This is a genomic window from Polynucleobacter sp. (assembly GCF_040400325.1).
GTDB lineage: Bacteria > Pseudomonadota > Gammaproteobacteria > Burkholderiales > Burkholderiaceae > Polynucleobacter.
Genome location: NZ_JBBAQK010000009.1, coordinates 43,010 through 66,092, shown reverse-complemented (window position 1 = coordinate 66,092; position 23,083 = coordinate 43,010). Strand labels below are relative to the sequence as shown.

Below are 23,083 nucleotides of genomic sequence, written 5' to 3'. Positions count from 1 at the left end.
TCTATAGATTATTTAATGTCAACAGCTCTTCAACTATCCGATAAGACACTGGCAGATATTGCCCATAATGTCGCGAAATACCCCCAAGAGCACAAGCAGTCCGCTGTAATGGCTGCTTTGATTGCGATCCAAACCGAATTGGGTTGGGTTTCATCTGAGGCGATTGCAACCGTTGCGCAAATTCTTGAGATGCCTACGATAGCGGTTGAGGAAGTAGCTACTTTTTATAATATGTACAACACCAAACAGATTGGTAAGTACAAATTAGTCATCTGCACAAACTTGCCTTGTCAGTTAACCCATGGTGAAACAGCTGCGAACTATTTAAAAGAGACATTGGGCATCACTTATAACGAAACTACCCCCTGTGGCACATTTACCCTGAAAGAGGGAGAGTGTATGGGTGCTTGTGGAGATTCTCCAGTCATGTTGGTGAATGACAAACGGATGTGTAGCTTTATGAGTAAAGAAAAGATCGATACTCTATTAAACGAGCTTCGTGCAGAAGGGAAGTCGCCATGACTAGCCTGCACGATCGCCATATTAAACCTCTGATTCTTGCGGGGTTGAATGGAAATAATTGGCGTTTAAAGGAGTATGAGAGTCGAGGTGGATATCAGCAATTACGTCGTTTACTGAATGATAAAGTTGCTCCCGAAGCCATCATTGCAGAATTAAAGGCCTCATCACTTCGTGGTCGCGGCGGTGCCGGTTTCCCAACGGGATTGAAGTGGAGCTTTATGCCCCGCCAGTTCCCTGGACAAAAATACTTAGTTTGTAACAGTGACGAAGGTGAGCCTGGCACTTTTAAAGACCGTGACATTATGCGTTATAACCCGCATGCTTTGATCGAGGGCATGATCATTGGCGCTTACACCATTGGTATTGGTACTGGATATAACTATATTCATGGTGAAATCTGGGAAGTGTATTCACGTTTTGAGGAGGCCTTGGAAGAGGCTCGTGCAGCTGGATATCTAGGCGATAAGATTTTAGGTAGCGATTTTTCCTTTCAGTTACACGCTACTCCTGGTTGGGGTGCTTATATTTGCGGTGAAGAAACTGCTTTATTAGAATCCCTAGAGGGTAAAAAAGGGCAGCCTCGCTTCAAGCCACCATTTCCAGCAAGCTTTGGTTTGTATGGCAAGCCAACCACGATTAACAATACAGAAACCTTTGCCGCGGTACCGTTCGTATTAGCGATTGGTGGCCAAGCTTATCTTGACCTAGGCAAGCCCAATAATGGTGGTACGAAGATTTTCTCCGTTTCTGGTGATGTTGTACATCCTGGTAATTATGAAATTCCATTAGGTACACCATTTGCTGAGTTATTAAAGTTGGCTGGTGGCATGCGTGATGGGATAGCTCTCAAAGCAGTTATTCCTGGTGGATCTTCTGCGCCGGTTGTGCCGGGTGTGCAAATGATGGATATCACTATGGATTACGACGGTATTGCTAAAGCAGGCTCAATGTTGGGATCTGGCGCTGTCATCGTAATGAATGACACCCGTTGTATGGTTAGGGCCCTAGAGCGCTTATCGTATTTCTATCATGAAGAATCTTGCGGTCAATGCACGCCTTGTCGCGAAGGAACCGGCTGGTTATGGCGAATTGTGCATCGTATTGAGCACGGCCAAGGCCGTCCAGAGGATATGGATTTACTGAATGATGTTGCGGCTAATATTCAGGGCCGAACAATTTGCGCTTTAGGTGATGCTGCAGCAATGCCAGTACGGGGCATGTTAAAGCATTACATGGATGAATTTGCATATCACGTAGAACATAAGCGCTGCTTAGATTCTACGCAACCTTTATAAAGTTATAGAGCACGGGACATCTTCAAGTGAGCATGGTTGAAATTGAACTAGATGGTAAGACAGTAGAAGTTCCGCAAGGTTCGATGGTGATGCACGCCGCGAATAAATTGGGTACCTATGTACCTCATTTTTGCTATCACAAGAAATTATCCATAGCTGCTAACTGCCGTATGTGTTTAGTTGAGGTTGAAAAGGCTCCGAAACCTTTGCCAGCTTGTGCTACTCCTGTTACCCAAGGCATGAAGGTATTTACGCATTCTGCTAAAGCAGTTGAAGCACAGCGTTCTGTTATGGAATTTTTGCTGATTAACCATCCACTTGATTGTCCGATTTGTGATCAGGGTGGTGAGTGTCAATTACAAGACTTAGCTGTTGGCTATGGCAAGTCTAATTCGCGCTATGAAGAAGAAAAGCGTGTGGTATTTCATAAGAATGTAGGCCCATTAATTTCAATGCAAGAAATGAGCCGCTGTATTCATTGCACTCGATGTGTCCGTTTTGGCCAAGAAGTGGCTGGTGTGATGGAGCTTGGAATGGTCAACCGTGGTGAACATTCTGAAATTACTACTTTTGTAGGTCAGACAGTTGACTCAGAGCTTTCTGGAAATATGATTGACTTGTGCCCAGTGGGTGCATTAACTAGTAAGCCATTTCGCTACGGAGCACGTACTTGGGAATTAGGTCGCAAACGTTCAGTGAGTCCGCACGATAGCCTGGGTGCAAACACTACAGTGCAAACGAAAGCAAATAAGGTAATGCGAGTTGTTGCTTTAGAGAATGAAGCTATTAATGAATGCTGGATTAGTGACCGTGATCGTTTCGCATACGAAGGACTCAATAGCGCTGATCGAGTGACTACGCCCATGGTGAAGCAGGGCGGTCAATGGATTGAAACGGATTGGCAATCAGCTCTTGATTATGTTGCGCACTCATTGAAAACCATTGCTGCGGAAAGTGGACCGGAATCTATTGGAGCATTAGCTCACCCGATTTCAAGTACGGAAGAATTGCACCTCTTACAAAAGATCATTCGTGGTCTTGGTTCCAATCAAATTGATACTCGTTTACGTCAAACTGATATCAAGGGCGCTGCTAGCGCCGCCTGGCTAGGAATACCAATCAGTCAATTAAGCGAGTTAGACCGCGTATTAATCATTGGCAGCTTTTTGCGAAAAGATCAGCCGCTCGTTGCAGCGCGTTTTCGTACTGCTGCCAAGCGTGGCCTTCAAGTACTACGGATTGATGCAGGTGGTGACGACTGGCTTATTCCAAGCCTTGGAGTCGCCGTAAGCCCGAGTGCGTGGGTCAATACTCTTAGTGAAGTAGCATTGGCGATAGCAAAAGCAAAATCAGTTTCTGCGCCAACAGGTGTAGCTAATCTCTCTGTATCGGAATCAGCTCAAAAAATTGCTGATAGCTTGCTTTCTGGTTCTTCAAACGCTGTATTGCTAGGCTCTGCTGCAGTTGCTCATCCAGCATCATCTAACTTACATCTATTGGCACAATTTATTGCTGATAACACTGGCGCTACATTAGGTTTCTTGCCAGTAGGGGGTAACGCAGTTGGTGCAGCTCTCGTCAATGCAAATGGTGCTGGGATTGAGTCGGTACTCTCTGGCGATCGACGTGCAATGATTTTGATGAATATTGAACCCGATGCCGATTTACCTAATCCTGAGCAAGCGCGCGCTGCATTGGCACAATCAAATACCGTCATTGCCTTCAGTGCTTATAAGAGCGCTGATCTGCTTGAAGTAGCAGATGTTCTTTTACCTATCTCAACTTTTACTGAAACAATGTCAACATTTGTTAATGCAGAAGGTCGTGTACAAACCATTCAACCCTCTGTTAAGCCATTAGCTGACTCGCGTCCTGCTTGGAAGGTATTGCGCGTGCTTGGTGGTCTTTTGAGTCTAGAGGGTTTCTTATTGAATATGCCTGAAGAAGTATTGGGTGAAGCATTAAGTGAAAACTATTGCTCAAAATTAGATAATCGCTCTCATCTGAGCGCGCTGAGTAATGATCATCAGTTACCTTTGAGCGGTCTTGAGCGTCTGACAGATGTCAATATCTATGCTGGTGATCAAATTGTGCGTCGTTCATCTGCATTACAACTGACACGAGATGCTAAGCGTGGCAATCAAGTTGGCTTGGACAAGAAATTGTTTTCACAATTGGGTCTGAATGAAGGGGATCTAGTGAGCGTGACCCAAGGTAAACAGACCGTCAATATGTCGGCAACACTAGAAGCGAATTTAGCCTTAGGCGCTGTCAGAATTTCTGCTGGTACAGAGATAAGCGCCCAATTAGGTCCAATGTTTGGCCCATTAACGGTTAGTAAGGCATAAAGTAAGAGATGGATCATTTCTTGAGCCTTATTACCACTCAGGGCGAGTCTATTTTCGGCTCTCTTTGGCCACTTGTTTGGGCATTAATCCGAATTGTTGTCATCGTATTACCAATGTTTGCATGTGTAGCTTATCTAACCCTTTGGGAGCGCAAGCTTATTGGTTGGATGCATATTCGTCTTGGGCCAAATCGTGTCGGCCCCTTAGGTTTATTACAACCTATTGCAGATGCCTTGAAGCTGTTGATGAAAGAAATTATTGCCCCTACTAAGGCTAGCAAGGTTTTATATTTTATCGCTCCGATCATGGTTATCATGCCCGCATTTGCGGCATGGGCAGTGATTCCATTCCAGGCCAAGATGGTGTTAGCTGATGTCAATGCTGGGCTTCTTTACATCATGGCAATATCTTCTATTGGCGTATACGGTGTTATTTTGGCTGGATGGTCTTCTAATTCAAAATATCCATTCTTAGGTGCAATGCGGGCATCGGCACAGATGATCTCTTATGAGATAGCGATGGGTTTTGCTTTAGTAACTGTTTTACTGACCTCTGGATCATTAAACCTCAGTACGATCGTTAGCTCACAAGGGCAGGGCTATTTTGCTGATATCGGATTGAATTTTCTGTCATGGAATTGGTTGCCATTGCTGCCAATGTTATTAATCTACTTTATCTCTGGCGTTGCAGAAACAAATCGTCACCCATTTGATGTTGTAGAGGGCGAGTCTGAGATTGTTGCAGGGCACATGGTGGAGTATTCAGGGATGTCTTTTGCAATGTTCTTCTTAGCTGAATATGCCAATATGATTTTGATTGCAGCCGTAGCTTCCATTATTTTTCTGGGTGGCTGGCTTCCAATTTTGGATTTGCCTATCTTGCGTGATATTCCTGGCTTTTTCTGGTTATTTGCTAAGACATTCTTCCTTTTATCATGCGTTATATGGTTACGCGCTACATTACCCCGTTATCGCTACGACCAAATTATGCGTTTAGGCTGGAAGATCTTTATTCCCATCTCAGTATTCTGGGTGGTTGTTATTGGTGCATGGGTTGTTTCACCATGGAATATTTGGAAATAAGATGATCAATCATGTTTAAGAAAATTTCCCAATTTCTCGATAGTTTGATGCTAAAGGACATTCTTACTGGATTGTCGATTACTGGCCGCTATCTCTTTAAGCCAAAAATTACCATTCAGTACCCAGAAGAAAAAACGCCTTTATCTAGTCGTTTCCGTGGTCTGCATGCTTTGCGCCGTTATGAGAATGGTGAAGAGCGTTGCATTGGTTGCAAGCTATGTGAAGCAGTATGCCCAGCTTATGCAATCACTATTGAGACTGCGGAGCGTGATGATGGTACAAGGCGTACTAGTCGCTATGACATTGATTTAACTAAATGCATCTTCTGTGGTTTTTGCGAAGAGGCTTGCCCAGTAGATGCAATTGTTGAAACAAACATTTTCGAATATTTTGGCGATAAGCGCGGTGACTTATATTTCACAAAAGACATGCTCTTAGCAGTAGGTGATAAGTATGAAAAAGAGATTGCTGCGAGCCGTGCTGCTGATGCACCTTATCGCTAGTAGAATGGTGCATACGTAATTTGACATTCGATCCCTCTACATTATTCGCACTCTTTTTCTATGGCTTTGCGGGTCTATTAGTGATATCCGCTTTGCGTGTGATTACTGCACGAAATCCTGTTCATGCCGCACTATTTTTAGTTTTAGCTTTCTTCTGTGCTTCCGGTCTCTGGATGCTACTGAAAGCAGAGTTCCTGAGCTTGGCACTGATTTTGGTTTACGTTGGGGCTGTAATGGTTTTATTTCTGTTCGTGGTGATGATGCTAGACCTGGATATAGAGCACTTACGCCGAGACTTCAAAAAATACTTACCGGTTGCCTTCTTGATGGGTGCCGTCATTGTTCTTGAGCTTTCTATTGTCATCATCCGTAGTTTTATTGGGACTAACTCACCTGTTCAGCCGATGCCTGAAGAGATGATGGCAAATAATACCCAGGCCTTAGGCATTTTGATCTTTGTGGATTATGTATATGCTTTTGAAGTCGCCGGAGTCATTCTTTTAGTTGCGATTATTGCTGCGGTTGCATTGACTTTACGAAATCGTAAGGACTCTAAGTCTCAAAATATTCACGAGCAAGTGAATGTTGTTGCTGCAGATCGGATGCGCATTGTCAAAATGGATACAGACATGGCGGCTAAGCAAGATAGCAGGGGGGAGAAAAAATGAATATTACGCTAGCCCACTATTTAGTTCTAGGTGCAATCTTATTTGCTGCAAGTGTTGTTGGTATTTTCTTAAACCGTAAGAATGTGATCATATTGTTAATGGCAATTGAGCTTATGCTACTTGCAGTCAATATGAACTTTATCGCTTTCTCACATTATTTAGGTGATATGGCAGGTCAAGTTTTTGTATTCTTTATTTTGACTGTGGCAGCTGCTGAATCAGCTATCGGTTTGGCAATTTTGGTTGTGCTCTTTCGTAAGGTAGACACCATTAACGCCGAAGATCTTGACCACCTAAAAGGCTAGTCATGCAATTGACCCTCAATATTCCTATTCTCTGTGCCATTCCATTGGCACCTTTATTCGGTTCAATGATTGCTGGTTTTTTTGGTACAAAATTAGGTGGCAATTTGATTGGTCGTGGAGCCTGCCAATTTGTAACTATTTTGGGTGTCGCAATCGCATTTGCTCTATCTTGTAATGTATTAGCGCAAGTGATGGATGGTTTTTATTTCAATGGCACCGTATATCGCTGGATGGAATTAGGAGAGCTTAATTTAGATATTGGCTTCTTGATTGACCCTCTAACTGCAACCATGATGTGTGTGGTGACCTTTGTATCATTGATGGTTCATATCTATACCATTGGTTATATGCACGGTGAGGAGGGGTATAACCGCTTCTTCTCCTACATTTCCTTGTTTACTTTTGCTATGTTGATGTTGGTGATGAGTAACAATCTTTTGCAACTCTTTTTTGGTTGGGAAGCCGTTGGAGTGGTTTCTTATCTGTTGATTGGTTTTTACTATGAACGTCAATCTGCAGTATTTGCTAATATGAAAGCCTTCTTAGTGAACCGAGTTGGTGACTTTGGCTTCATTCTTGGTATTGGTCTATTGCTAGCCAGCACTGGCTCTATGCAATATGACGTTATTTTTTCTCAAAATACAGCTCTTGCGGCACAAACATTGCCTGGTACCAGCTGGAATTTGCTCACGGTAGTCTGTATTTGCCTCTTTATTGGTGCTATGGGTAAATCAGCTCAGTTTCCATTGCATGTTTGGTTGCCTGACTCTATGGAAGGCCCAACTCCTATTTCAGCATTGATTCATGCTGCCACCATGGTGACAGCAGGCATCTTCATGGTTTCTCGGATGTCGCCATTATTTGAGCTGTCCGATGTCGCTTTGAGCTTTATCTTAATTATTGGTTCGATTACAGCACTCTTTATGGGCTTCTTGGGTATTGTCCAAAACGATATCAAGCGGGTTGTGGCCTATTCAACCTTATCTCAATTAGGTTATATGACCATTGCATTGGGTGTTTCAGCTTACCCAGTAGCCATCTTTCATTTAATGACCCATGCATTCTTTAAAGCACTCTTATTCCTTGCTGCAGGTAGCGTAATTTTGGGAATGCATCATGAGCAAGATATGCGCAAGATGGGTGGGCTGTGGAAATATATGCCAATTACCTGCTTAATGATGTTGCTTGGTAATTTAGCTTTAATAGGTACGCCATTTTTCTCGGGCTTTTACTCTAAAGATTCCATTATTGAGGCAGTGGCTGCTAGTAATATTGCAGGTTCTGGCTTTGCTTATTTTGCGGTGATGGCCAGCGTCTTTGTTACTGCTTTATATTCATTCCGTTTGTATTTCTGGGTATTCCACGGCAAAGCGCGCTGGGGTCAGTCCCATGCTCACGATCATCATGACTATCATGCACAGCAGGGTGATGATCATGCCCATCATGGATTAGCCCCTGGTGAAAAGCCGCATGAGTCTCCATTTGTAGTGACCTTACCTTTAATTCTCCTAGCAATTCCCTCGGTCATTATTGGGTTTTACACTATTACGCCATTATTATTTGGCACCTTTTTTGGGGACTCAATCTTTATAGACATTGCACGTCACCCCGTGATGAAGGAGCTGGAGGATGAGTTTCATGGCCCTGTTGCAATGGCGCTACATGCATTTACCTCTCCAGTATTACTATTATTGGTGCTTGGAGTATTGACAGCGGCGATTGGATATCTTTGGGTGCCTAAATTACCCGCTCAATTTGCTAAAGCATTTGCACCCATCAAAACATTATTCGATAACAAATACTATTTAGATGATCTAAACCAGGCTGTATTTTCTAAAGGCCTCATTTGGATTGGTGGCTTCTTATGGCACCGTGGTGATCAAAAAATTATTGATGGTTTCTTTGTTAATGGCAGCGCGCATGTAGTTGGGCGCTTTGCTGGAGTGATTCGCCATTTGCAATCCGGTTATCTTTATCACTATGCCTTTGCAATGATTGCAGGCCTAGCTTTATTGCTAGCCTGGGTTTTATATGCCTACCTACCTTTTGTTCGCTAGGTCTATGTTACTTAAGTACCCACTATGATTCTTTCTTATGTCATCTGGATTCCGATCGTTTTTGGACTCATCATTTTATTTTATGGGTCTGATAAACCGTCGGCTGGTGTTCGCTGGTTAGCGCTGATTGGTGCAATTCTTGGCTTTATTGCAACGCTTCCTTTAATCATCCAGTTTGATATCGCTAATCCAGGAATGCAGTTTATTGAGAAGTTGAGTTGGATTCCTCGTTATGACATTAATTACTATCTTGGTATCGATGGTATTTCTGTCTGGTTTATTGTTCTGACTGCATTTATTAATATTATTGTAGTGATCGCAGCATGGGAAGTAATCGATACTAAAGTTTCGCAGTACATGGCTTCATTCATGATCCTTTCAGGATTAATGATTGGAGTATTTTGTGCCTTAGATGCCTTGCTGTTTTATGTGTTCTTCGAAGCCACCTTAATTCCGATGTACATCATTATTGGCGTATGGGGTGGTCATAACCGTATCTACGCAGCATTTAAGTTCTTTTTGTACACCTTGCTTGGATCCTTGTTGACTTTAGTTGCCATGCTTTACCTGTACAACGCAACGAATACCTTCGATATCCTGGTTTGGCAAACTGCACGTCTTGATATTGTTGAGCAAATTCTCTTATTTGCCGCATTCTTTATGGCTTTTGCTGTAAAGGTTCCAATGTGGCCATTGCATACCTGGTTGCCTGATGTCCACGTAGAGGCTCCTACGGGAGGATCTGTTGTGCTGGCCGCCATTATGTTGAAACTAGGTGCCTATGGTTTCTTGCGCTTCTCATTACCAATTGCCCCGGATGCTAGTCAATATCTCGGACCTTTTATCATCTTCCTATCTTTAGTAGCTGTGATCTATGTTGGGGCTGTAGCCCTAGTACAAAAGGATATGAAAAAACTGGTGGCCTATTCATCGGTCGCACACATGGGATTTGTAACTCTTGGCTTTTTCCTCTTTAGCCCTTTGGGCATTGAGGGCGGTATCGTGCAAATGATTTCACATGGTTTTATTGCCGGCGCAATGTTTCTCTCCATTGGTGTTCTATATGATCGTATGCATACCCGACAAATTGCCGATTACGGCGGGGTAGTGCATCGGATGCCTGTTTTTACTGCTTTTGCAGTACTCATGTCAATGGCGAACTGCGGCTTGCCTGCCACATCTGGTTTCGTTGGTGAGTTTATGGTGATCTTGGCTGCAGTTGACTACGACTTTGTTATTGGTATTTTGGCTGCTACTGCTTTAATTCTAGGGGCTGCATACTCTCTATGGATGGTCAAGCGTGTGTTCTTCGGCGTGATCGCCAATGATCAGGTAGAGCAGCTTAAAGATCTGAATGGCCGAGAATATTTCATGATGGCCGTTCTGACGATTTGTGTGATTGGTATGGGTGTATATCCAAAACCAGTTACTGACATCATTCATCCAGCCGTCATTAATCTGCTACAGCATGTTGCTGTAAGCAAACTCTGAGTAAAAGCAAATGCAAGCATTCGACCTTTACGCCATCCTGCCGGAACTCGTTTTACTAGTAGTGACTTGTCTGCTATTGCTTATTAGCGTTTACATTCGTGAAAACCATGCAATCACACCTGGTATAGAACAAGATATTTTCCATACGCCCCGTGCAGTTGGTTTTGTATATTTTTTCACCATGATATTGCTCGTATATTTAATTTTTTCTTATATTACTCGCATACCAGATATTTCATTAGTTGCCATGAATGGTTTGTTCCAGTCAGATCCATTCTCCAACTTACTGAAAGCGTGCTCATGTATTGCTGTATTAGTTAGCCTAATTTATTCCAAGCAGTATCTAAAAGATCGCGCATTATTTCGTCCAGACTTTATTGTTTTAGCTTTACTAGCATTGTTGGGTCAAATGGTCTTAATTTCGGGTGCCAATCTCTTGACGCTCTATCTTGGCCTAGAACTAATGGCTTTGCCAACCTATGCTTTAGTAGCGATGCGACATAGTAGTGAGAAAAGTGTTGAAGCAGCCATCAAATACTTTATTTTAGGAGCCTTGGCATCGGGATTCTTACTCTATGGAATGTCGATGCTGTATGGTGTTACAGGCTCATTAGATCTGATTGAGATCTTCAAAGTAGTTGCCGATCCTCGCGTTAACCATTTAGTCATGGCTTTTGGTTTAGTCTTTATTGTAGCTGGTCTGGCATTTAAGTTGGGTGTAGTGCCGTTTCATATGTGGGTCCCAGATGTATATCAGGGTGCTCCTACGGCAGTGACTTTGCTGATTGCGGCAGCACCTAAAATTGCTGCATTTGCCTTATTATTCCGTTTGCTAGTTAATACATTGCTGCCTTTGATGGGAGATTGGCAGCCAATGTTGGTGATACTAGCTATGTTGTCTCTCATTGTAGGCAACGTGACAGCGATAGCGCAGATTAATCTTAAGCGTATGTTGGCCTACTCAGCTATCGCCCAAATGGGTTTTGTTCTTTTGGGAATGCTATCTATTTTTGATGATATTGCTTTTAGCGCATCAATGTTTTACGCAATAACCTATGTATTAACTACTTTGGGTACATTCGGTTTATTGATGATTCTGTCACGCAAAGGTTACGACTGTGAAACCTTAGATGGACTCAAGGGATTAAACAAAATACATCCGTGGTATGCCTTTATAGGTTTGATCATGATGTTCTCATTGGCTGGCATTCCACCAACGGTTGGATTTGCAGCAAAACTCGGAGTTTTAGAGGCTTTAGTAGATGCTGAACATACCTTTTTGGCAGTGATTGCTGTGTTTGCCTCTTTAATTGGTGCTTTCTATTACCTGCGGGTAGTCAAGGTCATGTATTTTGATGAGCCAGAGCATGAGATAACAGTTTCTGGATCAAGTTTTACGAAAAGCATTCTAGGCTTGAATGGTCTGCTGGTACTCATCATTGGTATTGTGCCGGCTAGCTTGATGACAGTTTGTTTGGATGCAATGCGCCGTACCTTGCTAGGATCCTAGAGCATCTATAGTTGGTGTGGGTATATAGGCTCCGCTTGGGGCCTATATTCTTTTGAGATGCCATTGAAATGACATTCCTTTTTTGTATGATGAGTTATTCCATTTTAAGAAAGCCACGAACTTCATGACTGAAAAATTATTTTGCGATTTACCTGCGGGTGATAAACACTTACGTGAAGAGTGTATATCTGGTGAAGACATCTATGGTGGAATTTTTCTTCATATGAAGCGAGATCAGGTTCGTTTACCTGATGGTCAGCAAGCTGTGCGTGAGTATCTAACTCATCCAGGAGCAGTTGCTGTATTGGCTATCTTAGATGATGGCAGAGTTTTATTGGAGCGTCAGTATCGCTATCCCATTGCAAAAACCTGTATTGAAATTCCTGCAGGTAAATTAGAGATTGGTGAGGATCATTTGCTTTGTGCTCAACGCGAGCTCGAGGAAGAGACGGGCTACACTGCAAAAAAGTGGAGTTATATCCGGCGCATTCACCCCGTAATCTCCTACTCTACAGAATTAATTGATATTTATTTGGCTGAGGATCTAGTGCCTGGCAAAAGTAAGCTAGATGATGAAGAGTTTTTAGACGTATTTGCTGCCCCCCTTGAGCAATTAATTGCTTGGGTAGAGGGTGGTGAAATCACGGATGTAAAAACTACCATATCAGCTTATTGGCTTGATCGTTATCGCAAAGGGCTTGTGAAACCACATTCCATTAAATAATAACTATCAAAACCCATTAAAATAGAGGGTATTGAATTTGGTACTTTTGCCCCGATATAGGTCTTATGAAAGTTTATAACCTCGCATGTCCTTCAGATCACCGCTTTGAAGGTTGGTTTGCCTCTGAAGCTGATTGTCTTGCCCAGCAGGATAAAGGGATCTTGGCATGCCCAATTTGTGACAGTACTGTCATTACGCGGATGCCTTCTGCGCCACATATCGCTAAATCATCCTCAACAGAACTCGCTATCGTGCAGCCCGAGAGTCCTCATTTAAGCGGTGATGCTGTTGCTCTTACTGGCCAGGATCACTCCCAGCTTGAAGCTCAGATTCAATCAGCCTTCTTAAAAGGTATGCGAGAGTTAATGGGCCGATCTGAGGATGTTGGTAAAGCCTTCGCAGAAGAGGCTCGAAAAATTCACTATAAAGAAGCGCCTGAACGGAGTATTCGGGGTCAAACTACTGTAGATGAAGCAGAGTCTCTCAGGGATGAGGGAATTGAAGTCTTGGCGGTGCCTATGATCCCTGCATTTAAAAATACTCTCCAGTAAGTGTTTTAGCAAATCCCATATACTTGTTAGGATATTTTTTAGACCTAACTTGATTAATGGGGATATGTGAATGAAACGGATTTTTCTGGCTCTAGTAGTCTGCCTAATGGCCTTAGGCATTTCTGCATGCTCTAAATCGAATTCAAAAGAAATTAAGGTGGCAGTATCTCCAGCTTCGCCCCCCATGGTGTTTGAACAAAACGGCAAGATTGTTGGTGTCGATATGGATATTTTTGATGGTTACTGTAAAGCCCGCTCTTGTACTCTTAAGGTGACGCCATATGATTGGCAGGGAATGTTAGGTGCAGTGTCTAGTGGTCAAGCCGATGTCGCCTTTTCAGGAATATCCATTACGGATAAACGCAAAGAGGTCATGGATTTTTCGCAGCCATATTACGATAATGCTTGGCATTTGGTGAGTATGAAAAATCGTAATATTCAAATTAAGGATTTGAATGAGCTTAAAAAATATAAGATTGGCTATCCGCGTGGGATGGCTTATGACGATCTGATACGTAATGAGTTAGAGCCAAAGGGTTACTACTCTTTAAGCGACGTAAAACTCTATCCTTCTTATACTGAGGTCATCACAGATCTACAAAATGGCAACATTGATCTTGCCTTCATTGAAGAACCGGTACTGGCTAACTTTATTAATAAAATGAAGTTACCCATTGAAAGTGATTATGTCTTTAGCGGCTATGACAAGCTTGGTTTTGCTTTTGCCAAGGGATCGAAGTTACGCGATGATTTTAATGCCTACTTGAAAGAACTCGGTCCAGACAAAGTGAAGGCTATTCTAGATAAGTGGATGAATTAGTTTTTAGTTTTATAGGGCTTTCTTGTGAATTTTTATGACATCCTTGCTCAATTAGCGCAAGGTATTTCTTACACTGTCATTGTTACCTTAGTCTGTAGCGCTACAGGTTTGGTAATCGGCCTTACTTTAGCGAGTTTACGTCGACTAAAAATTCCTGGCGTAACACCACTGATTGATACCTATACCTATATCTTCAGGGGTGTACCGGTTTTAGTCTTACTTTTCATGGTGTATTTTGGTTTGCCTAGCGTGGGTATTAAAGTGCCGCCCTTGATGGCGATGGCACTCAGTCTTGGCCTTGTTGCCTCCGCCTATCTTGCTGAAGTATTTCGTGGTGCCTTCAATTCAGTCAATGCCGATGAAATTTTGGCAGGCCAAGCAATGGGAATGAGCAAATTACAGGTGCTTTGGTATATCGATTTGCCGCAGATGTTTCGTTTTTCAGTGCCAGGCATGATTAATGAATTTACATCTGTTTTAAAGTATTCCCCATTTGCTTACACCGTCGGTATTCCTGAGATTACCAAGCAGGCAATTGCCCTAACTTCTACAACTTTGCGCGGTGTTGAGATTTACTTTGCTGTTGGCATACTCTACTTCGCTATTTATCGTATTTTATTGTTCGGTATTCAGTTAATTAATCGTCATTATCAAATTCCAGGATTGGGTAAAGCATGATGAACTCAAGGATTACATTCAGAGAGGCTGCTTCGTGGCATTAATTCAGGTTCGTGACCTCAAAAAAATATACGGCGATCAAGTCGTACTATCAGACATCAATTTTGATGTAGAGGATGGGGCAGTCCGTGTCTTGATGGGCTCCTCTGGCTCAGGTAAATCTACGTTATTACATTGTCTTAATCGCCTTGAAGATCCCACCTCAGGATCTATTTTGTTTCGCGGCAAAGAAGTGGCTGGTCTCGATGTTGATGTGAGGGCATTGCGGAAACAAATTGGATTCGTATTCCAACAATTTGCCTTATATAGCCACCTGACCGTTTTAGAAAATGTGACATTAGCCTTAACAGTATTAGAGGGCATGAAAAAACCAGAGGCAAATGAGAAGGCCTTAGTGACCTTATCAAAATTTGACATGACGATTCACCAACACAAGTATCCAGCCCAGCTTTCGGGAGGCCAACAACAACGAGTAGCGATTGCCCGAGCCTTGGCTATGGATCCAGCGGTACTGGTATTGGATGAACCGACTTCAGCGCTTGATCCAATCATGTCACGTGATGTCGCCGATTTAATCAATCGTCTGCATGAGGCTGGTATTACGATGCTCTGTGTTACTCATGATTTAGCACTCGCGCAAAATATTTCTGATACGGTGATGTTCTTAGACAAGGGAGTCATTCGTGCGGATGAAAAGATTTCAATCCTGATGAGTGACACATCTGATCCTGATATTCATGCATTCTTTGGTAATAAGGATAACAAGAAATGAATGCATGGAAGATTTTTGAAGCAGATCTGATCACACAGATGCCGCTGATTTTGTTGGGCCTCGTCAATACCCTAAAACTGGCGGGCCTAGTTAGTATTACTGGCTTGTTACTTGGGATTGTGGTGTTTTATCTTTCGATAAGTAAAAATGTCTTCATTCGTACAGTCACTAATTCTTATATATCGTTTTTTATTGGTATGCCCCTAATTGTCCTATTGTTCTTGATGTACTACGGACTACCGCAATGGGGTCTTCGGATGGATCCTTTTACTGTTGCTACGATTGGGTTTACATTAAATGTGGCTGCTTATAACGCTGCCTATATGAAAACAGCTTATAACGGATTGAATTTTATTCAACTAGAGGCTGCTGCAGCACAGGGCTTTAGTCCTTTTCAAATCTTTCAGCTCATCACTTTGCCTCAAGTCCTGAAATTATCGGTTCCAGCATTAACCAATCAAGTCATTGCTAATTTAAAGGATAGTTCTGTAGCCTTTCTGATTCAATACACGGAGTTTTTTGCACGAATGCAAGAATTAGCCGCAAGTAACTTTCAATTCTTTAAAGCTTACTTACTCACCGCAATTGTTTACTTGGCAATGGTATCTGTCATCGTCTTGTTTGCCAGGGCAATTGAGAGAAGAGTGGTTTTTCCAACACACTAAATTAGAGTTTTTATAACAAAAAAATGACCCGTAGGTCACTTTTAAGTTTGAGAAAGAAGTGATTATTTAGATGTTGGCATAACAAATTCAGCACCCTTAGCAATACTCTCTGGCCAGCGCTGCATGACACTTTTTTGTTTAGTATAAAAGCGCACGCCTTCTTTACCGTAAGCATGCGTATCACCAAAGATCGATTTCTTCCAACCACCAAAACCATGCCAAGCCATTGGCACTGGAATGGGTACATTGATACCAACCATACCCACTTGAACCCTGCGAGCAAATTCACGGGCGATATTGCCATCGCTTGTAAAGCAGGCAACCCCGTTACCAAACTCACAAGAGTTCACTAAATTGAGAGCATCGGTGAAATTTGCTACACGTACACAAGAAAGAACAGGGCCAAAAATTTCTTCTAAGTAGATTTTCATGTCAGGGGTGACATTATCGAATAAGGTGCCGCCAATGTAAAAGCCACTCTCGTTACCGGGAACCTTCAGGCCACGCCCATCTACTAAGAGTTTTGCACCAGAAGCTATGCCACTCTCGATATATCCGGTAATGCGCTCTAATGCAGCCTTTGTCACAATCGGCCCCATCTCAGCATCTAACTCCATACCATTTTTAACTTCCAAGGTTTTGGTGCGCTCAATCAGTTTAGGCATGATTTTCTCAGCCACATCACCGACCAAGACTGCAACCGAGATTGCCATACAGCGTTCCCCAGCTGAGCCATAAGCAGCCCCTACCAGTGCATCAATTGCCTTATCAATGTCCGCGTCGGGCATGATCACCATATGATTCTTAGCACCGCCCAAGGCCTGCGAACGTTTACCAAAGTGGGCACAACGCTCATAAATATAATTTGCAATTGGGGTCGATCCAACGAAGCTGACAGCCTTAACGTCTGGATTTTCAATCAAGGCATCTACCGCTTCTTTATCGCCTTGAACAACATTAAAGACACCATCTGGTAAGCCAGCATCCTTTAAAAGTTTTGCCATAAACAATGCGGCAGAAGGGTCAGTAGGGCTTGGTTTGAGGATAAATGTGTTGCCACAAGCTATCGCCATTGGATACATCCACATCGGCACCATCACAGGGAAGTTAAATGGAGTAATTCCAGCGACAACGCCTAAAGGTTGGCGCATCACCCAGTTATCAATGTCTGTAGAAACCTGTTCGGTATAGTCCCCTTTTAGTAATTCGGGGATACCGGTAGCAAATTCTAGGATCTCAATGCCACGAGTGACTTCGCCTTGGGCATCGGTAAAGACTTTCCCATGTTCGGCGGTAATGATGGCAGCTAATTCATCGCGATTGGCATTCATTAATTCTAGAAATTTGAACATGATGCGGGCCCGGCGCAATGGGCTTGTTTGGCCCCAACTCACAAATGCCTCTTGAGCAACTGCCACTGCAGCATCAACCTCTTTGCGGCTAGCTAAAGCAACTCTGCGGGCAACAGATCCTTGGGCAGGGTTGTATACGTCTGAAAAACGCCCATCCTTAGGGTTGACGAGCTTGCCGCCAACGTAGTGGCCAGTATCATCTTTTGATGCAAAAGCTTGTGGTGCATTCATAGTCATTTGCGCTTATTTTTTCAAGGGTGTTAGATAAATGATAAAGAGAGCGAGTCTAATGTTGTGCAGGACTTCGCTGTCTCGTTTATTCTACTATTGCACTATTTTATCGCTATAAGTCTGTTTTGGATATTTGTTACATTTTGTGAGTTTTTTAAAGGTCCGATATGAGTCTTCTTTTCTCTGAATACACTCTAAATAGCCCCCGTGGCCCATTAAAGCTAGCGAATCGGGTGGTTGTGGCCCCAATGTGCCAATACTCAGCTATGAATGGTGAGGCTACTGACTGGCATCTGATGCATTGGGGAAACTTACTGAATAGTGGGGCGGCTTTATTCATTATTGAAGCTACTGCAGTCACTCAAGAGGGGCGTATCACACCTGCCTGTCTGGGACTATGGGATGACCGTACCGAAGCTGCCCTATCAGATAAATTGATCAGAGCTCGTAAATTGGCGCCTGCTACACCGGTATTTATTCAACTGGCTCACGCTGGTCGAAAGGCATCGAGTGCTACCCCATGGGATGGTGGTCAATTGCTTGCAGTAGATCAGGGCGGCTGGGAAATGGAAGCACCTTCTGCTATTCCACAATTAGAAGGCGAGCGCTTGCCACATGAACTCACTAAGGAAGATTTACAAGAATTAATAGAAGCTTTTGTCGTTGCGGCTAAACGCTCAAACAAAATTGGTATCGATGGAGTGGAATTGCATGGTGCCCATGGATATTTATTACATCAGTTTTTATCTCCGATAGCCAATCAGCGTCAAGATGAATATGGTGGCTCATTTGAGAACCGCATTCGTTTTCTACTGGAACTCTTTAAGGCTGTACGAGCAGCATATCAAGGGGTTTTAGGTATTCGATTATCTGCTAGCGATTGGATTGCCGGAGGATGGACTCCTGAGGAAACGGCAGACTTGGCGGCACGTCTTAAATCCTTAGACGCCAACTATGTTCACATCTCATCTGGAGGTATTTCTCCTGCACAAAAAATTGCCATTGGCCCACACTACCAAGTTCCTTTTGCCAAGATTGTCAAAGAAAAATCGGGACTACCTACCATGACGGTAGGTCTCATTACCGACCCCCATCAAGCCGAAGAAATCTTACAAAGAGGTGATGCTGATTTAATCGCCCTAGCAAGAGCCTTTTTATATAAGCCACGTTGGGCTTGGGAGGCTGCTACAGCTCTTGATGGCACTGTTGCCTCTAATGAGCGCTATTGGCGTTGCTTACCAAGAGAAGCCCAGGCAATATTTGGTAATGTAAAAGTTGGTCAAAGATAATTTTAAAAATACTCAATAAGAGTCAAGGGAGATCTCCATGAAACATATTTACCTAATAAAGACTGCTCTGATTGCAATGTGCGCTTGCATGATTTCGGTTATTGCACACGCACAAACATTTCCTGACAGGCCTATTACATTAGTAGTACCTAATCCTCCTGGAGGCTTAGTCGATACTTCTGCACGCATACTGAGCGAGCCTTTGACGAGAGTGATTGGGCAGCCAGTCGTAGTCGATAACAAGCCCGGCGCAAGTGGTAATACTGCCTATCAATACGTCGCAAAAGCAAAACCCGATGGCTACACTTTGTTGATTTCGTACTCGGGATATCACGTTGCTAATCCTGCGCTGATGGATAAACTTCAATGGGATCCCATTAAAGATTTTTCACCCATCGCGCTATTAACTGTCTCAACTAACGTGATTGCTGTCCATCCCTCGGTGCCTGTCAATAATTTAAAAGAATTGATTGCTTATGCAAAGGCTAATCCGGGTAAGCTCAATTATGCGTCCCAAGGAAATGGCTCTGTTTCTCATATCGGCACTGAGATATTTAAACAAAGCACGGGAGTAGATATGGTGCATGTACCCTATAAAGGCTCTGGGCCAGCGATCCTGGATGTTTTAGCTGGTCAAGTACAAGTCTTTATTACAACGCCGCCCTCGGTAATGCAGCATGTTCAAAGCGGAAAGTTAAAAGGCTTAGCCGTTACTGGCAAGAGTCGCCATCCAGGTATGCCAAATGTGCCCACCACTGCTGAAGCTGGCTTGGCATCATTTCAATTGGAGGCATGGGTGGCTTTATATGCTCCAGCAGGGACACCAGGCCCCATTATTACTAAGCTGACAGATTCTGTGAAAACAAGCTTAGCTTTGCCTGAAGTCAAAGAGCGTGGAGATTCTGCTGGCATTGAGTTGCGCTATCTCAATCCTCAGGCAATGGATGCATTACTCAAGAAAGAGTTACCTTATTGGAATAAGGCGATTAAATCAGCTAATATCACCGTGGACTAACAGTCTTATGCCTGGTCTCTTAAAATGGGATCAGGCAATGCTTGAGCAAATGCTCTAGCAGCACTCAATAAGAATCGATCTTTTCCAGGACCTGCAATCAGCTGCACGCCTACTGGCAAGCCATTGGGGCCACTACTGACATTAAGGTTGATGCATGGTAGTCCTGATAGAGTCCATCCCCGGCAAAATACTGGGTTACCGGTACCATCTTTTGCTAGCGGAGCTTCACCAGGTGCGCTAGGAGCAATCAAAATATCGACTTCATTATCAAAGAGTTGCGCAATAGCAAAACGCGCCGCTTGGGCTTTCATTAAATCCTTTTGATACTGTTCGTAAGGTATTTGCGCGCCTTCAGAGAGTTGCTGTGATAGCTGAGGACTCAATTTTTTATTAAAACGTGTGCGCTCAAAAATAAGCGCACGGGCCATCTCAAAACTCATGATCCGAGTTTGAATTAAGGTTAGATCTTTGCAGGCTGCCGGTAAAGAAATATCTTGAACCATTCCTTTAGCAATCTCTTCAGCAGTAAAGCGGGCTAAGGCTATAGCGCCAGCAGTTTCTTTGCTAGCAAAAGACCAATCCTTAGTTTTGCAAATAGCCACTCGTGGTTTGTTATGAAGTTGATCAATCTCATCGAGAGAAAGGTCATTACTCATGGCTGCAACACCCAGAGCAACATCTCCAACACTTCTGCCAAAGCAGCCCAAGGTATCTAAAGAGGGAGCTAAAGCTTTAACACCAGCCAGCATGACTTTGCCAAAGCTGGGTTTATAACCGACAACACCACAATAGGATGCTGGTCGAATAATAGAACCGGCGGTTTGACTGCCTGTTGCCAAAGGAACCATAAAGTCTGCAACAGCTGCAGCTGATCCACTAGACGATCCCCCGGGGGTATGTTTAAGGTGATGTGGGTTGTGAGTAACAGGGGGCTTAAATGTTGCAAATTCTGTACTGATAGTTTTGCCTAGGATAATTCCGCCTGCTTGACGCATTAAGGCTATAGAAACCGCATCTGAGGCAGGGTAGTTGTTGGCATAGATGGGTGATCCATAGCTAGTCGGTAAGTCATAGGTATCAAATAGGTCTTTTACGCCTATCGGCAGCCCATGCAGTATTCCTTTAATTGAGCCCTTATCAAGCTCCCTAGCGCGTGCCAGGGCATTTTCTTTGCCGAGACTTGACCAAGCCTTCACTAGGCTCTCTCGATGGCCTATACGATCCAAACAGGAAAGCAGTAGGTCGGTTGCTTTGATATCTCGCCTAGCAAGTGCACGTGCAGCTTGCGAGGCACTTAGGCTCTCTAGATCTTTCATTCCTTTATTCTACTAAGTGTGGCGTATGATCGCAATTTAACATTTTTAAAGTACTCAGAAATTCTACCTAAATGAAGCAACATTCCGTTCGTGAAGCATGGCTTGAGGATGCCGTTAAACACCTTGAACCCGTATTCTCTAGAGCTGGGTATGCTATTCCCCCCGTGCGCGTTTCTTGTGGATTTCCGGCATCTAGTAGCCCCAGAACCACTTTGGGCCAGTGCTGGCCTCGCCAGCGCTCAGAAGGGGGCATCAATGAAATTTTTATTTCACCTAAAATTGATGAACCAGTGCAATTGCTAGATACTTTGGTTCATGAGCTTTGTCATGCCGTTGATGATTGTTTTAGTGGACATGGAGAAGACTTCAAAGGGATTGCACAGACAGTAGGCTTGGAGGGGCCAGCCAGAATGGCTCATGCTACCGAAGAACTAACTGTCAAATTGATGATGATCAGTCAAGAATTAGGACCCTACCCACATAAAGCGATTATCTTCCCACCCCCAAGAGCAAGTAATGCGAGCAGAAGTAAGGCTAAATGTGGTCAATGTGGTTACGAGGTTACTTTGCTAAAAAAATGGGCCAGCTATGGTGCTCCTATCTGTCCAAAAGATCATATCCGCATGCTAGAAGATGTCCCTGAAACGATTGAAAATACAAGTGATTACGATAGCGAGTCGGTTGGTAAGGGAGCTAAAAAAGCTCCTGATGAGATTCGTAGAGCCATTAGTTAAATTATTCAGTTGTAAAATTTTACTATTCAAAATAACACCTCAATTGAGAGACCTTTTCACATGAATGCAAAGAAAATTTTCAAAAATCCAAAGATTGCTGTAATTGCTGGCGACGGCATTGGCAAAGAGGTTATGCCTGAGGGTCTTCGTGCATTAGAGGCCGCCAATCGAAAGTTTGGGGTTGGTATGCAGTTTGACCATTTTGATTTTGCAAGCTGTGATTACTATCTCAAGCATGGCAAGATGTTGCCTGATGATTGGTTTGATACCTTGATGAAGTATGACGCTATTTTCTTTGGCGCAGTAGGTATGCCAGACATCTTGCCTGATCACGTATCTTTATGGGGTAGCTTGATCCAGTTTCGTCGCGGTTTTGATCAGTATGTGAGCCTACGTCCTGTTCGCCTCTTGCCTGGTGTTCCTTGTCCTTTGGCAAATCGTAAACCGGGTGATATTGACTTCTTCGTAGTTCGCGAAAATACTGAGGGCGAATACTCCAGCGTAGGTGGCAAGATGTTTCCCGATACCGATCGAGAGTTCGTCATTCAAGAATCAATTTTTACAAGACAGGGCGTCGATCGTATTTTGCAGTACGCATTTGACTTAGCTCAAAGTCGCCCTAAAAAGCATTTAACTTCAGCCACTAAATCGAATGGTATTGCCATTACCATGCCGTATTGGGATGAGAGGGTTGTGGCCATGTCTAAAAACTTCGCGGATGTGCGAACAGATAAATATCACATTGATATTTTGGCTGCACAATTTGTAATGAACCCTGATCGTTTTGATGTGGTTGTTGCGAGCAATTTATTTGGAGATATCTTGTCTGATTTAGGTCCAGCTTGCACAGGAACGATTGCGGTAGCGCCATCGGGAAGCATTAATCCTGAAGGAAAATTCCCATCTTTATTTGAACCAGTGCATGGATCTGCGCCAGATATTTACGGCAAGATGATTGCTAATCCGATTGGCCAAATATGGAGTGGAGCAATGATGCTAGACCACTTGGGTTACCCTGAAGCTGGTAAAGCCATCTATTCCGCAATTGAAAAAGTGCTAGCCTCTGGGCCCGGTAATGCGCCTTTGACGCCCGATGTAGGTGGCTCTGCTAAAACGGATGATTTAGGCAAGGCAATCGCTGCTGCAATCTAGAAA

The 23,083-nt window shown here is 43.4% G+C and carries 22 protein-coding genes; 20 read left to right on the top strand and 2 right to left on the bottom strand.

Features of this window, described 5'->3' with window-relative positions:
* Positions 1–15 precede the first annotated feature (15 nt).
* The 16 genes from nuoE to ABWP14_RS08085 all read left to right on the top strand — a co-directional run bounded on the left by nuoE (position 16) and on the right by ABWP14_RS08085 (position 15,991).
* On the top strand, positions 16–522 hold the full coding sequence (gene nuoE, locus ABWP14_RS08160) for an NADH-quinone oxidoreductase subunit NuoE (RefSeq protein WP_353202477.1): 507 nt from the start codon (positions 16–18) through the stop codon (positions 520–522).
* Positions 519–1,817, top strand: coding sequence for an NADH-quinone oxidoreductase subunit NuoF (nuoF, locus tag ABWP14_RS08155; protein WP_353202476.1), 1,299 nt, complete (start codon positions 519–521; stop codon positions 1,815–1,817). Before nuoE ends, nuoF begins: the two co-directional genes overlap by 4 nt.
* Before the next feature lie 32 nt (positions 1,818–1,849).
* Positions 1,850–4,165, top strand: a complete 2,316-nt coding sequence (nuoG, locus tag ABWP14_RS08150) for an NADH-quinone oxidoreductase subunit NuoG (RefSeq protein WP_353202517.1) — start codon at positions 1,850–1,852, stop codon at positions 4,163–4,165.
* Positions 4,166–4,173: 8 nt separating this feature from the next.
* Entirely contained in the window at positions 4,174–5,247 is a 1,074-nt protein-coding gene (gene nuoH, locus ABWP14_RS08145; protein ID WP_353202475.1) for an NADH-quinone oxidoreductase subunit NuoH, read from the top strand.
* 11 nt (positions 5,248–5,258) lie between these two features.
* Complete coding sequence (gene nuoI, locus ABWP14_RS08140; protein WP_353202474.1) at positions 5,259–5,750, top strand: NADH-quinone oxidoreductase subunit NuoI; 492 nt, start codon at positions 5,259–5,261, stop codon at positions 5,748–5,750.
* Between the two features lie 20 nt (positions 5,751–5,770).
* Positions 5,771–6,418, top strand: a complete 648-nt coding sequence (locus tag ABWP14_RS08135; protein ID WP_353202473.1) for an NADH-quinone oxidoreductase subunit J — start codon at positions 5,771–5,773, stop codon at positions 6,416–6,418.
* Entirely contained in the window at positions 6,415–6,723 is a 309-nt protein-coding gene (gene nuoK / locus ABWP14_RS08130) for an NADH-quinone oxidoreductase subunit NuoK (protein WP_353202472.1), read from the top strand. The genes ABWP14_RS08135 and nuoK overlap by 4 nt, the downstream gene beginning before the upstream one ends.
* A 2-nt stretch (positions 6,724–6,725) precedes the next feature.
* The gene (gene nuoL / locus ABWP14_RS08125) at positions 6,726–8,780 is read left to right on the top strand and encodes an NADH-quinone oxidoreductase subunit L (RefSeq protein WP_353202471.1); all 2,055 of its coding nucleotides are present in this window, start codon (positions 6,726–6,728) and stop codon (positions 8,778–8,780) included.
* Positions 8,781–8,804: 24 nt separating this feature from the next.
* On the top strand, positions 8,805–10,271 hold the full coding sequence (locus tag ABWP14_RS08120; RefSeq protein ID WP_353202470.1) for an NADH-quinone oxidoreductase subunit M: 1,467 nt from the start codon (positions 8,805–8,807) through the stop codon (positions 10,269–10,271).
* 10 nt (positions 10,272–10,281) lie between these two features.
* Positions 10,282–11,781 (top strand): NADH-quinone oxidoreductase subunit NuoN, encoded by a 1,500-nt coding sequence (nuoN, locus tag ABWP14_RS08115; RefSeq protein WP_353202469.1) that lies wholly within the window; start codon positions 10,282–10,284, stop codon positions 11,779–11,781.
* Positions 11,782–11,905: 124 nt separating this feature from the next.
* A complete protein-coding gene (locus ABWP14_RS08110; RefSeq protein WP_353202468.1) occupies positions 11,906–12,505 on the top strand; it encodes an NUDIX domain-containing protein in 600 nt (199 codons plus the stop codon).
* 65 nt (positions 12,506–12,570) lie between these two features.
* Positions 12,571–13,056: a DUF1178 family protein gene (locus tag ABWP14_RS08105; RefSeq protein ID WP_353202467.1), complete on the top strand. Its 486-nt coding sequence runs from the start codon at positions 12,571–12,573 to the stop codon at positions 13,054–13,056.
* A gap of 70 nt (positions 13,057–13,126) precedes the next feature.
* On the top strand, positions 13,127–13,876 hold the full coding sequence (locus ABWP14_RS08100; protein ID WP_353202466.1) for a transporter substrate-binding domain-containing protein: 750 nt from the start codon (positions 13,127–13,129) through the stop codon (positions 13,874–13,876).
* A 24-nt stretch (positions 13,877–13,900) separates the two neighbouring features.
* Positions 13,901–14,554 carry an amino acid ABC transporter permease gene (locus tag ABWP14_RS08095; protein ID WP_353202465.1) on the top strand — a complete coding sequence of 218 codons (654 nt, stop codon included), beginning with the start codon at positions 13,901–13,903 and terminating at the stop codon, positions 14,552–14,554.
* A 34-nt stretch (positions 14,555–14,588) separates the two neighbouring features.
* The gene (locus ABWP14_RS08090; protein ID WP_353202464.1) at positions 14,589–15,326 is read left to right on the top strand and encodes an amino acid ABC transporter ATP-binding protein; all 738 of its coding nucleotides are present in this window, start codon (positions 14,589–14,591) and stop codon (positions 15,324–15,326) included.
* The gene (locus ABWP14_RS08085) at positions 15,323–15,991 is read left to right on the top strand and encodes an amino acid ABC transporter permease (protein ID WP_353202463.1); all 669 of its coding nucleotides are present in this window, start codon (positions 15,323–15,325) and stop codon (positions 15,989–15,991) included. The genes ABWP14_RS08090 and ABWP14_RS08085 overlap by 4 nt, the downstream gene beginning before the upstream one ends.
* A 62-nt stretch (positions 15,992–16,053) precedes the next feature.
* Here ABWP14_RS08085 and ABWP14_RS08080 read toward each other — a convergent pair whose 3' ends face one another.
* Positions 16,054–17,574, bottom strand: a complete 1,521-nt coding sequence (locus ABWP14_RS08080; RefSeq protein WP_353202462.1) for a CoA-acylating methylmalonate-semialdehyde dehydrogenase — start codon at positions 17,572–17,574, stop codon at positions 16,054–16,056.
* 167 nt (positions 17,575–17,741) lie between these two features.
* Between ABWP14_RS08080 and ABWP14_RS08075 the strand changes: the two genes are divergently transcribed.
* Positions 17,742–18,863: an NADH:flavin oxidoreductase/NADH oxidase gene (locus ABWP14_RS08075; protein WP_353202461.1), complete on the top strand. Its 1,122-nt coding sequence runs from the start codon at positions 17,742–17,744 to the stop codon at positions 18,861–18,863.
* A 37-nt stretch (positions 18,864–18,900) separates the two neighbouring features.
* Entirely contained in the window at positions 18,901–19,878 is a 978-nt protein-coding gene (locus tag ABWP14_RS08070) for a Bug family tripartite tricarboxylate transporter substrate binding protein (protein WP_502930159.1), read from the top strand.
* A gap of 5 nt (positions 19,879–19,883) precedes the next feature.
* Here the strand turns inward: ABWP14_RS08070 and ABWP14_RS08065 are convergent, their stop codons facing one another.
* Positions 19,884–21,194: an amidase gene (locus tag ABWP14_RS08065; protein ID WP_353202460.1), complete on the bottom strand. Its 1,311-nt coding sequence runs from the start codon at positions 21,192–21,194 to the stop codon at positions 19,884–19,886.
* A 71-nt stretch (positions 21,195–21,265) separates the two neighbouring features.
* Between ABWP14_RS08065 and ABWP14_RS08060 the strand changes: the two genes are divergently transcribed.
* Both ABWP14_RS08060 and ABWP14_RS08055 read left to right on the top strand, forming a co-directional pair.
* Complete coding sequence (locus tag ABWP14_RS08060) at positions 21,266–21,928, top strand: SprT-like domain-containing protein (protein ID WP_353202459.1); 663 nt, start codon at positions 21,266–21,268, stop codon at positions 21,926–21,928.
* A gap of 60 nt (positions 21,929–21,988) precedes the next feature.
* A complete protein-coding gene (locus ABWP14_RS08055) occupies positions 21,989–23,080 on the top strand; it encodes a tartrate dehydrogenase (RefSeq protein ID WP_353202458.1) in 1,092 nt (363 codons plus the stop codon).
* Positions 23,081–23,083 lie beyond the last annotated feature (3 nt).